General features: G+C 71.3%; 12 protein-coding genes and 1 pseudogene. 7 read left to right on the top strand and 6 right to left on the bottom strand.

The window, feature by feature from the left end; genetic code table 11:
- Window positions 1-307 precede the first annotated feature (307 nt).
- The 5 genes and pseudogenes from pdhA (at window position 308) to AB0J58_RS34430 (ending at window position 3822) form a co-directional block, all read left to right on the top strand.
- Complete coding sequence (gene pdhA, locus AB0J58_RS34450; RefSeq protein WP_364223849.1) at window positions 308-1222, top strand: pyruvate dehydrogenase (acetyl-transferring) E1 component subunit alpha; 915 nt, start codon at window positions 308-310, stop codon at window positions 1220-1222.
- Window positions 1219-2181, top strand: coding sequence for a pyruvate dehydrogenase complex E1 component subunit beta (locus AB0J58_RS34445; protein WP_364223803.1), 963 nt, complete (start codon window positions 1219-1221; stop codon window positions 2179-2181). The genes pdhA and AB0J58_RS34445 overlap by 4 nt, the downstream gene beginning before the upstream one ends.
- Window positions 2178-3353 (top strand): annotated as a pseudogene (locus AB0J58_RS34440) (2-oxo acid dehydrogenase subunit E2); the annotation flags it as partial. The gene AB0J58_RS34445 and the pseudogene AB0J58_RS34440, both read left to right, overlap by 4 nt.
- The gene (locus tag AB0J58_RS34435) at window positions 3275-3574 is read left to right on the top strand and encodes a 2-oxo acid dehydrogenase subunit E2 (protein WP_364223847.1); all 300 of its coding nucleotides are present in this window, start codon (window positions 3275-3277) and stop codon (window positions 3572-3574) included. The pseudogene AB0J58_RS34440 and the gene AB0J58_RS34435, both read left to right, overlap by 79 nt.
- On the top strand, window positions 3571-3822 hold the full coding sequence (locus tag AB0J58_RS34430) for a hypothetical protein (protein WP_364223801.1): 252 nt from the start codon (window positions 3571-3573) through the stop codon (window positions 3820-3822). The genes AB0J58_RS34435 and AB0J58_RS34430 overlap by 4 nt, the downstream gene beginning before the upstream one ends.
- Before the next feature lie 23 nt (window positions 3823-3845).
- Here the strand turns inward: AB0J58_RS34430 and AB0J58_RS34425 are convergent, their stop codons facing one another.
- From AB0J58_RS34425 to AB0J58_RS34410, 4 genes are all read right to left on the bottom strand, one after another.
- A complete protein-coding gene (locus tag AB0J58_RS34425; RefSeq protein ID WP_364223799.1) occupies window positions 3846-4370 on the bottom strand; it encodes a hypothetical protein in 525 nt (174 codons plus the stop codon).
- The gene (locus AB0J58_RS34420; RefSeq protein WP_364223797.1) at window positions 4352-5665 is read right to left on the bottom strand and encodes an AMP-binding protein; all 1314 of its coding nucleotides are present in this window, start codon (window positions 5663-5665) and stop codon (window positions 4352-4354) included. Before AB0J58_RS34420 ends, AB0J58_RS34425 begins: the two co-directional genes overlap by 19 nt.
- A 270-nt stretch (window positions 5666-5935) precedes the next feature.
- A complete protein-coding gene (gene ftsH, locus AB0J58_RS34415; protein ID WP_364223795.1) occupies window positions 5936-7858 on the bottom strand; it encodes an ATP-dependent zinc metalloprotease FtsH in 1923 nt (640 codons plus the stop codon).
- A gap of 388 nt (window positions 7859-8246) precedes the next feature.
- Window positions 8247-8834 carry a hypothetical protein gene (locus tag AB0J58_RS34410; protein ID WP_364223793.1) on the bottom strand — a complete coding sequence of 196 codons (588 nt, stop codon included), beginning with the start codon at window positions 8832-8834 and terminating at the stop codon, window positions 8247-8249.
- Between the two features lie 418 nt (window positions 8835-9252).
- Between AB0J58_RS34410 and AB0J58_RS34405 the strand changes: the two genes are divergently transcribed.
- The gene (locus AB0J58_RS34405) at window positions 9253-10614 is read left to right on the top strand and encodes a serine hydrolase domain-containing protein (RefSeq protein ID WP_364223792.1); all 1362 of its coding nucleotides are present in this window, start codon (window positions 9253-9255) and stop codon (window positions 10612-10614) included.
- On the opposite strand, the gene AB0J58_RS34400 is transcribed toward AB0J58_RS34405, so the two are convergent.
- Complete coding sequence (locus AB0J58_RS34400; protein ID WP_364223790.1) at window positions 10557-11462, bottom strand: LysR family transcriptional regulator; 906 nt, start codon at window positions 11460-11462, stop codon at window positions 10557-10559. The two genes, AB0J58_RS34405 and AB0J58_RS34400, sit on opposite strands and share 58 nt — an antisense overlap.
- Window positions 11463-11539: 77 nt before the next feature.
- Between AB0J58_RS34400 and AB0J58_RS34395 the strand changes: the two genes are divergently transcribed.
- A complete protein-coding gene (locus AB0J58_RS34395) occupies window positions 11540-12262 on the top strand; it encodes a hypothetical protein (protein ID WP_364223788.1) in 723 nt (240 codons plus the stop codon).
- Window positions 12263-12513: 251 nt separating this feature from the next.
- Here the strand turns inward: AB0J58_RS34395 and AB0J58_RS34390 are convergent, their stop codons facing one another.
- Window positions 12514-12741: a hypothetical protein gene (locus AB0J58_RS34390; RefSeq protein ID WP_364223786.1), complete on the bottom strand. Its 228-nt coding sequence runs from the start codon at window positions 12739-12741 to the stop codon at window positions 12514-12516.
- Window positions 12742-13013 lie beyond the last annotated feature (272 nt).

Below are 13013 nucleotides of genomic sequence, written 5' to 3'. Positions count from 1 at the left end.
AGATGGAGTCCACGTCCCAGGAGGCGTCCTGGCGGATCGGGCGGGCCCGCCCGACATGGCGCGAGGCCGGCAGAACGCACGTCACAGGACGTCAGGCCCGGTTGTGTCCGATCCGTGACCGGAATGCCTTCACGTTCACGGGGCAGGGCCCGCCGGCATAGAGGAGACCGTCACACAGGCGTGGGACCTTCGTCTCTGCCCGACCCCGTCACACGTCGTCGACAGTGGACAAGACGGGTACGCGCAGGCGAGGGCAGACCCATGGCAGTGAAACACAGGACGCGGACCACACCGCAGCGGAGAGAAGATCCGCGGATTCATGCACCTTTACATCGGGGAGGAGGCGGTGGCCGCCGGGGTCTGCCACGCGCTCACCCCGGATGACGCGGTCGTCTCCACCTACCGCGAGCACGGGCACGCACTCGCCCGCGGGGTGCCGGCCACGGCGATCATGGCCGAGATGTACGGCAAGGCCGCGGGATGCAGCCGGGGCCGGGGTGGTTCCATGCACATCTTCGACGCCGCCCGCCGTTTCTACGGCGGCAACGCGATCGTCGGCGGTGGCCTTCCCCTGGCTGTCGGGCTCGCCCTGGCCGACAGGCTCCGGGGCAGGAGCCGGGTGACGGCGTGCTTCTTCGGTGACGGCGCGGTGGCCGAGGGCGAGTTTCACGAGTGTCTCAACCTCTCCGCGCTCTGGCGGCTGCCGGGGTTGTTCGCCTGCGAGAACAACCTGTACGCGATGGGCACCGCACTGGCGAGATCCCATGCCGAGACCGATCTGGCGCTCCGGGCGGCGGGCTACGACGTCGCGGCCTGGCCGGTGGACGGGATGGACGTCTACGCGGTCGCCGACGCCGCCTCCAGGGCCGTCGAGTCGATCCGCGCCGGGGCCGGGCCGCACTTCCTCGAACTGCGCACCTATCGCTTCCGCGTGCACTCGATGTACGACCCTGACCGCTACCGGGACAAGGCCGAGATCGAGCGGTGGAAGAAGCGAGATCCGATCGACGCCCTCGTCGCGCGGATGAGGGCTGCGCGGGAGATCGTCGATGACGATCTCGCCGTGCTGGAGAAGGAGGTGTCCGCGGAGATCGACCAGGCGATCGCCTTCGCCGAGCAGGCGCCCGTCGAGCCGGTGGAGGACCTCACCCGTTTCCTCTACAGCGAGAGGCCGCCCGCCGGTGGCACGACGACCGTGAGGCCGGTGGGGGTGGCCTGGTGAGCCAGACCACGACGTATCGCGAGGCCATGCGCGAGGCGATGTGCCGTGACGAGCGCGTGTTCCTCATGGGCGAGGACATCGGCGCCTACGGCGGCTGCTTCGCGGTGAGCCTGGGACTGCTGGAGGAGTTCGGTCCCGAGCGCATCCGTGACACCCCGCTGTCGGAGCCGGCGTTCGTTGGTGCCGGTATCGGGGCGGCACTGGGCGGAATGCGGCCGATCGTGGAGATCATGACGGTCAACTTCAGTCTGCTGGCCCTGGACCAGATCCTGAACAACGCCGCGACGCTGCTGCACATGTCCGGCGGCCAGTTCAACGTCCCACTGGTGATCCGGATGACCACCGGCGCTGGGCGGCAGCTCGCCGCCCAGCATTCGCACAGCCTGGAAGGCTGGTACGCCCACATCCCAGGGCTGAGGATCCTCGCCCCCGCCACCTTGGAGGACGCCCGCGGCATGCTCTGGCCCGCGCTGGAGGACCCCGACCCTGTCCTGATCTTCGAGCACGGCGGGCTGTACGCCATGTCGGGGGTGGTGCGTCCCGGGCCGGTGGACATCACCCGCGCCGCGCTGCGGCGGTCCGGCGGGGACGTCACACTGATCGCCTACGGCGGCACCGTCGCCAAGGCGCTGTCGGCCGCCGACGCGCTCGCCGCCGAGGGCATCGAGGCGGACGTGATCGATCTGCGGGTCCTGCGCCCTCTCGACGACACCGTGATCATGGAGTCGGTCGGCCGGACGCACCGGGCCGTCATCGTCGACGAGGGCTGGCGTTCGGGCAGCCTGTCGGCCGAGATCGGCATCCGGATCGTCGAGCAGGCCTTCTACACCCTGGACGCGCCGATCGGACGGCTGTGCGGTGCCGAAGTCCCGATCCCCTACGCCCGCCACCTGGAAGAGGCGGCCATCCCCCAGGTGGCCGCGATCGTCACGACCGTGCGGGAGGTGGTCACCTCATGACGGAGGAGCGGTGGGAGTTCGTGATGCCCTCGCTCGGTGCCGACATGGAGTCGGGCACCGTCGCCGAATGGCTGGTCAAACCCGGGGACCGGATCCGCAGGGGCGACACCGTCGCTGTGATCGACACCGACAAGGCTCTGATCGAGGTCGAGTCGTTCCACACCGGCACGGTGGAGAGCCTGGTGGCCGGGATCGGCGAACGGGTCCCCGTCGGGACACCCTTGGCCGTCATCACCGCCGCCTCGGCCACCGCCAAGCGCCGTCCGCCCGGCCGCCGGCCGGCGGCCGCCGCCCTCGGGCAGGAGCGAGCGCGGCGAAGGACCGCACCGTCCGCCGGTGAGCCGGAATCGGGTGAGCCGCGTGCTCCGTCGCCCATCACCTCACCGCTCGTGCGGCATCTGGCCGAGCAACGGGGGGTGGAGGAGACGGTCGTGCACGGGACGGGGCCGGGGGGCCGGGTGACCCGCGCGGATGTCGAACGCACCGGCGTCCCCGCCCGGGTGAGGGCATCGCCACTGGCCCGCAGGCTTGCCCTGGAACTCGGCGTGGATCTGGCCGACGTCCCCGCTACAGGCCGCACCGGGGCGATTCGCGCCTGCGACGTGCGCACTGTGGCCGCACGCGGCGCCCGGCCGGGGCCGGGAGAGGGGACGGCGCGAGCCGCATCCGAACGGACGGCGCTCCTCGCGGGTGCGCAGCCCGTGCGGGGACCTGGCCTGGAGCGTCGGCGAGACGCGATGCGTCAGGCGATCGCGAGGGCGATGACCAGATCCAACCGGGAGATCCCGCACTACCACCTGAGCACGACCGTGGACATGGGAACCGCGCTCGCGTGGCTGCGCGGGCGTAACCGGGACCTGCCGGTGGCTCGGCGCCTGCTTCCCGTAGCCCTGCTCCTGGCGGCGGCCGCCCGCGCCGCCAGGGAGGTCCCGGAGCTGAACGGCTTCTGGCTCGACGACGCCTTCGCCCCCGGTGAGGCGGTGCACCTGGGAGTGGCGATCTCCCTCAAGGGCGGCGGCCTGATCGCGCCCGCCCTTCACGACGCCGCCGGCCGTGATCTCGCAGACCTGATGGCCGCGTTGAAGGACCTGGTCTGCCGGGCCCGCGCCGGGCGGCTGCGCGGCGCCGAGATGACCGAGGCGACCATCACCGTCACCAACCTGGGCGACCGGGGGGGTCGAAGCGGTTCACGGCGTCATCTACCCACCGCAGGTGGCCCTCGTCGGCTTCGGCAAGATCCTGGAGCGTCCCTGGGCCGTCGGCGGGCTGCTCGGCGTCCGCCCCCCTGGTCACTGTCACTCTCGCCGCCGACCACCGGGCCACCGACGGCTACGTCGGCGCCCGTTTCCTCACCGCGGTGGACCGGCTGCTCAGCCACCCGGAGGCGCTGTGACCCCGCGACAGGCACAGGAGATCATCGAAGACGCTCTGCTGCGGGTGGTGCCGGATGCCGACCTGGCGGGGCTGGCCACGGACGCCGACGTCCGCGAGGTCCTGGAGATGGACTCGCTGGACTTCCTCGGCTACGTGGAGACGCTGAGCGCCACCAGCGGTCTGCGTATCGAGGAGGACGACTACCCCGCGTTCACCACCGTGGCGGGCGGGGCGGGCTTCCTGGCCGCCCGCGCGGAAACGGGCTGAGCCCGGATGCGTCCTTGCCGCGTTCACGGCGGCTCGGGCGACGCGAGAGGCTTCAGGCGGTCCGCGACCATGGGGACGGGGCGTTCGACAGTGGAGGTGTCGCCTTCGGGCAGGCCGAGTTCACGGGCCCTCAGCAGGCGGCGCATCACCTTGCCGCTGCGGGTGTGGGGAAGACTCTGGTCAAAGGTGATCTCCTTGGGGGCCACCGCGCCCAGCCGGCGGCGGCCGAAGGCGATCAGCTCCAGCCGGAGCCCGTCGCCGGGTTCGAACCCGGGGTTGAGCGTGACGAAGGCCTTCACCAGTTCACCGGCCACCGGGTCGGGCTTGCCGATCACTCCGGCTTCGGCGACGGCGGGGTGCTCCATCAGCACGCTCTCGACCTCGAACGGCCCGATGAGGTGGCCGGCGGACTTGATGACGTCGTCGGCGCGAGCGACGAACCAGAAATACCCGTCCTCGTCTTTACGCGCGATGTCGCCGGACAGGTACCAGCCTCCGGCGAACGCCTTGGCATACCGTTCCGGCTCGTTCAGGTAGCCGCGGAACATCGAGGGCCGGCCGGGGCGCAGGGCGGTTCCCCCTCGGCCCCGGGCTCCTCGATCACCCGTACATGCCCGTCGACGACGCGGGCGCGGCCGTCCTCGCCGCGCTCCAGCACCGCCGCCGCTATTCCGGGCAGCGGGCGTCCCATGGAGCCCGGCTTGATGTCCGTCGCGGCGAAGTTGCCGATCATGATGGCGCCCGTTTCCGTCTGCCACCAGTTGTCATGGACCGGCAGGCCGAGCGTGTGCAGGCCCCAGACGGCCACCTCGGGATTGAGCGGCTCTCCCACACTGGCGACGAACCGCAGCCCGGACAGGTCGTACTCGCAGGCGGGGGCGCCGCCGTGGCGCATGAGCATGCGCAGCGCCGTCGGTGAGGTGTACCAGACGTTCACCCGTTGGTCCTGCAGAACGCGGTACCAGCGTCGCGCGTCGAACTCGCCCGCGTCGGTCACGAGGGTGAGGCCGAGGCTGAGGGGCGCGATGACGCCGTACGACATGCCGGTGACCCAACCGGGGTCGGCGGTGCACCAGAAGACGTCCGAAGGCCGCAGGTCGAGCGCGTAGGCCGCGGTGACGCGGTGGGCGAGCACGGCCTCGTGCACGTGCACCACCCCCTTCGGCCTGCCGGTGGTCCCGCTGGTGAAGTGCAGGAGCGCCATGTCCTCGGGATCGGTGGGCACGATCTCGAACCCGGCGGGTGCCCCGGCCAGCAGCTCGCCCAGCGACAAGGTGCCCTCAGGCGCGGGTCCGTGCCCGGTGAGCAGGACATGCTTCAGAGCGGGCAGGGACTCGCGGATCGCGGCGATCTTCCGCGTGTAGAGCTCCGGAGTGGTCACCAGCACCCGCCCGTCGCCGAGGCGCAGCCGCTCACGGATCGGCTCGGGGCCGAAGGCGGAGAAAAGCGGCGACAGCACGCTGAGATTCTTCAGCGTGCCGAGGACGGCGACATAGAGGTCGGGCACGCGGCCGAGCAGCGTGAACACTCGTTCGCCTCTGCCCACCCCCAGCCCGCGCAGCACGCCCGCGAAGCGGTTGGTGGCAAGGTGCATGTCCCGGTAGGTCAACTCGGTCACCGTGTCGTCCCTGCCGACGCACCGCAGCGCCACCTGGTCGCATCGGGGAGTGTCCAGATGGCGGTCCACGGCCTCGTAGGCGATGTTCAGGCCCCGGCCGCCGGGCAGGCCACGCAGCGATCGCCGGGCCGCCCGCCAGGAGAACTCACGGCGTTCACGCTCGTAGTCCGTCAGGTTGGCCCCGTCGGCCTGCTGCCGGCTTTTGGGGATCGGATCCCACGTCATCGCAGCCTCCTCGACGGCGGTGAGGATGTCGTTCCAGCATGTGACCGGCCCGGCAGGGGCGGCAGGTACGGAAGTCCCACCCGGTCGGGGCCTTCTGCCCTATCCATGTACAAGACCCCTGAGCAGCGCGGAAGCAGGGCGGAAGCAGGGCAGCCCATGGGGGCGATCACCATGATCACTTTGACTGTCATCAGGGCCGGCACCGAGGGCGTGGCCCTCCCTTTCGGCCGGGCACCCTGCGAGAGCGCGGGTGGCGAAGAAGCTCGCGGTTCAACCGGCGCTGGCCTTCAGGGAGGCGACCGCCCGCTGTTCCTCTCGCAGCACGTCGCCGACGACGTCGCCGTCGACGGTCTCGCGTTCGACCAGGATCACGGCGAGCCGGTCGAGGGCGCCACGGTGGGCGCGCAGCAGGTCGACGGCGCGTCTCTCCGCCCCGCTGAGCAACCGGGCGACCTCTTCGTCGATGATCTGCTGGGTCCGTTCGGAGTACGACCTGTGCCGGAGGTCTTCGACGTCCTCGCCGAGATACTGAGGAGCGGCGCAGGAGTAGCCGACCGGACCGAGCGCGGGTGACAGGCCGAAGTCGCGCACCATGCGGGTGGCGATCTGGGTGGCGGCCGCGAGGTCGTTGGCGGCGCCGGTGGAACCCTCCCCGAAGACGACCAGTTCCGCGGCCCGGCCGCCGAGCCGCACCGCGAGCAGGTCGGCCAGGTAGCTCTCGCTGTAGAGGTGCCGCTCGGCCTCGGGCAGTTGCTCGGTGACGCCGAGGGTCGGGCCGGCGGGCAGGATGGTCACCTTCGCGACCGGATCGGCGTTCTCGCACAACGCGGCGAGCAGGGCGTGCCCGGACTCGTGTACGGCCACCGCGCGCCGTTCCTGCGGGAGCAGGGCGTTGGAGGTCTCCCGCCGGCCGAGCAGCACCCGGTCGCGTGCCGAGTCGAGATCTTGGGCGTCGATGGTCGTGCGGCCCGCCCTGACCGCGTTGATCGCGGCTTCGTTGACGAGGTTGGCCAGGTCGGCGCCGGAGAATCCCGGGGTGGCGCGGGCGATCACGCCCAGATCGGTGTCCGGGGCCAGATGCTTGCCGGAGGCGTGCACGGCCAGGATCGCCGTGCGTTCGGCCTGGTTGGGCAGAGGGACCGTGACCTGCCGGTCGAAACGGCCGGGGCGCAGCAGGGCCGGGTCAAGGGTCTCGGGCCGGTTGGTCGCGGCCATCACGACGATCCCGCTGCTCTGATCAAAGCCGTCCATCTCCGCCAGCAACTGGTTGAGCGTCTGCTCTCGCTCGTCGTTACCGCCGATGGTCGTCCTGCCGCGGCGACCGCCGATGGCGTCGATCTCGTCGATGAAAATGATCGAGGGGGCACGCCTGCGTGCCTCGTCGAAGAGGTCGCGGACCCGGGAAGCGCCCACGCCGACGAACATCTCCACGAATCCCGAGCCGGTGACCGACAGGAACGGCACGGACGCCTCACCGGCCACCGCCCGGGCGAGGAGTGTCTTGCCGGTCCCCGGCGGGCCGACCATGATCACCCCTCGGGGTGGTTTCGCCCCCGCCGCCGCGTATCGGTCGGGCGCGCGCAGGAAGTCCACCACCTCGCTGATCTCCTGCTTGACGCCGTCATAGCCGGCGACGTCGCCGAACCGGGTCGTCGGCCGCTGCGCCTCGATGATCTTCGCTCGTGATCGGCCGAAGCCTCCGAGACCGCCGGCCAGAGACTGCTGTGCCTGCCGCCCCATCCACATGATCAGGCCGATGAACAGCGCCAGCGGCAGGAAGCCCGCCAGGATCGACGACAGCGAGTTGTCCGCCCGGGTCGCGGTGATCTGGACGTGCTCAGCTCGAAGCCGGGGTTCCAGCTGGCCGACGTCGAGTGCCGTGGGGATCTGAGTGGTGAACTTCGTGCCGTTGTTCAGGCTGCCGGACACCGCACCCTGATCGTCGATTGTCACCGCCTTCACCTGTCCGGTGCTCACCTTGGTCACGAAGTCGGTGTAGGAGTACGAAGCGGCCGCCGGCCCGGTGAACGCGAGAGGCACCAGCAGCCACAGCACGATCAACGCCATGCCGATCGGCAACAGCCAGCGTCGCCAGCCGGTGGACGGCGGAGGCGTCGGTGTCGGCTCGTTCGGAGGTCCTGACTTCGCCTTACCCGTCGCATGCCGGAGGCGCAGCCGAATCCGTGTGATCATCAACCTGGCCTCCTCGGCGGTTCCGCCGCCTCCCCCCGCAGTGTTCGTCATGTAGCCGAGTCACGGTAGGGCCGAAAGCCCTGAAGTCCAGGTGAGACAGGTCCTTGCCTCCCTGGCGTCCGGGTCGGTGACCGGCGCCGCCACGCCGGCCCAGCACCCGCAGGGTCACCATCCGGTCCGGCTGCAGGATCCCGGTTGCGAGCACGGTGCCCCAGACCCCGTTGACCGCCCGCGCCAGGCGGTTGGGCCGGCCCCCGCGACACAGCCGGCGGTCCAAGCGGTGCAGGCGCGTGGATCCGGCCCTCCCGTCGTGTCTCAGCGGTGAGCCTGGGGCCGCGACCCCAACTGCCGCAGTCGGTGTTCGCCGGAGCGGGCGGCACGGCAGAGGTCAGCCCTGCTTCGGCCGGTGCCATCGCTGGTCGGCGCGGGACCACGCCCTTTCCCATTCGGCGTCACGGTGGCGGTTCAGCAGCACCCGCAGGCCGGTCAGGAATACCAGCGAGACCGTCGAGACACACACCATCACTGCGATCGCGGTGAGCGCGGCGACCGTGACCGTCTCCACACGGCTCTGCGGCGGATCGGTGAGCCTGCCCTCGGCGTTCAACCAGATCTCAATGCGCGAGCCGGCCGGTAGCGCCGCGGGGAGCACGACCTGGCCGGTGCGCGGGGGCCCGTTCGCCGGCCTCCAGCGCACCGTGCGCACCTGCCCGCCGAAGCCGGGCTCCACCGGGCGGGCGCTGTCCACGACCTCGGCGGCGACCGCCCGCCGGTAGGGGGCGGTGAGCTCGGCCCGCAGGCCGTCCTGGTAGGCCTGCCGGCCGAGCCCGGCCGCCGGCCACAGCCCGGCGACGAAAAGCAGCAGGCTCACCAGCAGGGCGACTGTCTCGATCCGGTCCGAGCGCCTGCGCAGAGGGTTGCCGTCGAACCGATGCAGGCGCAGACGGCGCCGGATCCGGTAGCCGAAGGAACTCATCGGGCCACCTCCCCCGTGGTGTTGCCCCCACCGTGCGTCATGCCCGCCCGGCGTACCAGGGTCCTTGGGGGGCCGCGGTCAGAGCCGAAGGTCCCTTTTCCCGCGGGGGGCCTTCGGGCAGCCGGTCGCAGCCTCCGCCTGGCTCGTCCTGGCCTTCGGGGAAATCGCTGACGGCCCGCCTGCCCAGGGCCGAACTCGTCGAGAGCAGGGCCGCCAGCCACTTATCTGGTTTGCCGAGGACTACCCCGCCGTCGCCGGCCGGATCGGCGACTTCCTGGCCGGGGCCTGAACCGGCATCTCCTGCATACCACCGCGAGCCGTACACGGCGATCACTCAGGCGGAGCCGCGGGCGATGCCCTCCAGGCCCGGGCGGCACTAACCTGGGGGCACTTTTGTCGTGTCGGGGAGGGGCATCTCATGTCGCCGGTTCTGGAGAGTACGGCTCGCGCGCTGCTGCGCAGGGTCGCGGTGGAGCAGTCCCAGGGGCGCCTGCCCTCGCTGACCGCCGCGGTGGTGCGCGACGGGGAGCTCGCCTGGTTCGGCGCGCGAGGCCGGGTGGAGGGGGCCGCCCCCACCCCCCTCACCCAGTACCGCATCGGCTCGATCACCAAGAGCCTGGTCGCGGTCGTGGTCATGCGCCTGCGCGACGAGGGAAGGGTGGATCTACTCGACCCGGTCTCCAAGCACGTCCCCGGCCTCGGGATCGGCGTCGGCGAGGTGACCGTCGCCCAGTTGCTGTCGCACACCTCCGGGCTCAGTGCCGAGTCGCCGGGCCAGTGGTGGGAGCGGACCCCGGGCATGCCGGCCGAGGAACTGGTCGCCGCGCTCGGGCCCGACACCGCCAAGCACCGTCCCGGGCGCCGCTACCACTACTCCAACGTGGGCTTCGCCCTGCTGGGCGAGCTGGTGGCCCGCCATCGTGGCGTGAGCTGGGCGCGAGCCGTGCAGGAGGAGATCCTGCGGCCGCTGGGCATGCGCGACACCACGACCCGGCCGCGTGCGCCGCACGCGCACGGCTACGCCGTGCATCCCTGGGCGGACGTACTGCTGCCCGAGCCCGAGCACGACGCGCTCGCCATGGCTCCCGCCGGGCAGCTGTGGTCCACCCCCGCCGACCTCGCCCGGTGGGCGGCGTTCGTGGCCGGCGACACCGGCGACGTGCTCGATGCGGCCACCGTGGCCGAGATGCGCGAACCCGCGACCGTCGACGACGGCGACGCCTGGACCGGCGGGTACGGCCTGGGGCTGCAACTGGCCCGCGCGAACGGCCGCCGCCTGGCCGGTCACACCGGTTCCATGCCGGGCTTCTTGGCCACGGTGTGGGCCGACCCCTCCGACAGGGTCGGCGTGCTGTTCACGGCCAACTCCACCTCGGGTGTCAGCCGCGACCTGCTGACCGACCTGCTGGCGATCCTCGACCAGCACGAGCCGCGCCTGCCCGAGGAGTGGGCGCCCGTCGCCGACGACGCGGGCCTGCTGGAGCTGACCGGCCCGTGGTACTGGGGGCCCAGCGCCTACGTGCTGCGGCTGCTGCCTGAAGGCGGGGTCTGCCTCAACCCGGCCGGCGGCGCCGGCCGGGCCTCCCGGTTCGCCGCCCAGGCCGACGGGACCTGGCTGGGACTGGAGGGCTACTACGCGGGTGAGACCCTGCGCGTGGTCCGCGGGCCCGACGGCTCACCCAGCCACCTGGATCTCAACACCTTCGTCTTCACCCGTACCCCCTACGATCCGCGGGCGAAGGTGCCCGGCGGGGTGGACGAGGGCGGCTGGCGCAGCTGAGCGGCGAGCGCGGCGGCCGGGCTTGCGGGCCCGGCGTACACGACCTCCACCCGGTGCACCACGCGCGGCGCGATCAGCGGCACCCCCCGCGCCACTCCGGCCGTCGCCGAGGCGGGCAACAGGACCAGGCCGTTGCCCGCGGCGGCCAGATTCACCGCCGTGTGCAGGTCCTCGCCGTCGTAGCGCAGCGCGGCGCGAAACCCGCCCCCGCCGGCCAGCTCGCGCAGCCGCTCCACCGGTACGGCGACCGGCGCCCGCAACCACAGCGCGTCGGTCAGGTCGCTCAGCGCCAGGCCGTCGCGGTGTGAGAGCGGGTGGCCGGCGGGCAACACCACCACCAGCTCTTCCTCGGCGACCCCGAAACCTGACAGCGGCCCCACATCCGGCAGCCGCAACGGATCGCTGGGCGCGGTGATCCCGTCGACGAGGCCGAGGCCGGCCGAGCCCGAGGCGACCTCGTCGGCGACACGCTCGCGGGCGACGGTGCGCAGCCGCACCTCCAGCCCGTCCAGAACGGCCGAAGACAGGCCCCGGGCGATCGCCGGGACGCAGGCCAGCGGGGAGGCCACCACGCTCAGCCGCCCGACCGGGCCCGCGGCGGCACGCAGCACGTCGGCACGGGCGGCCCGGTGGCGCAGCAGCAGCGGTCCGGCGTGTTCCAGCAGACGCTCCCCCGCCAAAGTGGGCACTACCGGACGGCGGCTCAGCAACACCACTCCCAGGTCGGCCTCCAGCGCGGCGATCTGCTGGGAGACCGCCGACTGGGTGTAGCCGAGCTCGGCGGCGGCGGCGGAGAAGGAACGCCGGTCGGCGACGAGCACGAACGTGCGCAACAGATGCGGGTCCACGAAGCATCAGTATCGCTTATCGACCCAGCAAGGATCATCGTTGGCGCTTACCCCGGCGGCCGGGCCAGGATCGGGGCATGAGCACCGCGAGGATCGCCCTGGTAGGCGACAGGTCACCGGCCGTCCAGTCTCACACCCGCATCCCCACGCTGCTGGAGGCGCTGCGCGAGCGCGACGGGCTGAACCTGGACGCCTACTGGATCCCCACGACCGACACCGCCGGCCTTGAGGGGTTCGACGGCATCTGGATGCTGCCCGGCAGCCCGTATCGCAGCGAGGCCGGCGCACTGAACGCCGTCCGCACCGCCCGCGAGCACGACATCCCGTTCCTGGGCACCTGCGGGGGTTTCCAGCACGCCCTGCTGGAGTACGCACGCAATGTGCTGGACATGCCCGTCGCCCACGCCGAGAACGATCCGGATGCCGAGAACTTCCTGCTGCTACCGCTGGCGTGCTCGCTGGCGGGCCATGAGAACACCGTCCGGCTGAAGCCGGGGTCACTGGCCGAGAGGGTCATCGGCGCCGAAAGGACCGTGGAAAGGTACTACTGCGGCTTCGGCCCCAACGCCGACCACGTGCCCGCCCTGGAGGCGGGCGGGCTGCGCTTCACCGGCCACGACGAGGCGGGGCTGGTGCGGGTCCTGGAGCTGCCGGAGCACCCGTTCTTCCTTGCCACCCTCTTCCAGCCGGAACTGGCCGGCGACGGACGCCGTCCGCATCCGATCATCGGCGCCTTCGCCTCGGCGTCCGTCGGCCGGGCCACGTCGGCCGCGCGGGGCGGGCCTGTTCGAGGGGCATGACCGGCGGCCGTGAGCACACCGTCTCCGGTGAACCGGGTTGCGGCGCCGCGTCGGGCGAACGCCTGCGTCCACCAGAGAGGGCCGTGGACGCCCGCGATTCGCGAGGCTTTGGGGCGCCGAGGATTTCGGGAGCGCCACGGCGAGAACGAGGGCGGATCGCGGGCGTTCACGTCACGGTACGCCCCTGCGTCGGCTTCTCGGCCCTGAAGGGACCGAGCTTGCAGCTCCTCGCCGTACCTGGCAGGTACGGTTCAGGCCGCGTCGTCGGCAGCGTGACTCACTGCCCTGCGACCGATGTTGATCGCAGCGTTGTGGTCGGCGTACACCAGCTTCTGCAAGGCGATCTTGTTGGCGATGTGGTGCTCGAACGCCACCTCGGCGGCACGGTTGGCGGCGGCGTTGCATGCCCGCATCGTCGCCCGCAGCGCCTCGCGCTGCTCAGCGCTCGGGGCGAGTTTCAGCATCTCCGTCACCAGCACGCGCTGAGCATGCCATTCAAGGGGTCTCCATAGTAATCGCGGAAAACTACAACGGATATGGGTCTGACCTGCGTAGATAGAGCCTGACCCGCCATCCACATGATCATGTTGCCAAGGAGTCTCCGCAGATCAGCGGCAACATCGTTGGATTCACAGCCATTACTACCGGAACCCCTTGTACTGAGGATGAAAGCTGGACGTTACGGTGGTTGGAGGGCCAGTCTGGTCTCGGTGACAAAGCCGTCCAGTAGCGCGGGTTGGTATTGCATCTG

The organism is Streptosporangium sp. NPDC049644 (genome assembly GCF_040675205.1).
GTDB classification, from domain to species: Bacteria; Actinomycetota; Actinomycetes; order Streptosporangiales; family Streptosporangiaceae; genus Streptosporangium; species Streptosporangium fukuiense.
The sequence above is the reverse complement of the archived record's forward strand: the minus strand, read 5'-3'. Positions and strand labels throughout refer to the sequence as shown.

Excerpts from the sequence above, each read along its gene's own strand:
- ftsH (WP_364223795.1), bottom strand. The coding sequence starts at position 7,858 with ATGATCACACGGATTCGGCTGCGCCTCCGGCATGCGACGGGTAAGGCG.
- AB0J58_RS34420 (WP_364223797.1), bottom strand. The coding sequence starts at position 5,665 with ATGACGTGGGATCCGATCCCCAAAAGCCGGCAGCAGGCCGACGGGGCC.
- AB0J58_RS34410 (WP_364223793.1), bottom strand. The coding sequence starts at position 8,834 with ATGAGTTCCTTCGGCTACCGGATCCGGCGCCGTCTGCGCCTGCATCGG.
- AB0J58_RS34425 (WP_364223799.1), bottom strand. The coding sequence starts at position 4,370 with ATGTTCCGCGGCTACCTGAACGAGCCGGAACGGTATGCCAAGGCGTTC.
- AB0J58_RS34405 (WP_364223792.1), top strand. The coding sequence starts at position 9,253 with ATGTCGCCGGTTCTGGAGAGTACGGCTCGCGCGCTGCTGCGCAGGGTC.
- AB0J58_RS34395 (WP_364223788.1), top strand. The coding sequence starts at position 11,540 with ATGAGCACCGCGAGGATCGCCCTGGTAGGCGACAGGTCACCGGCCGTC.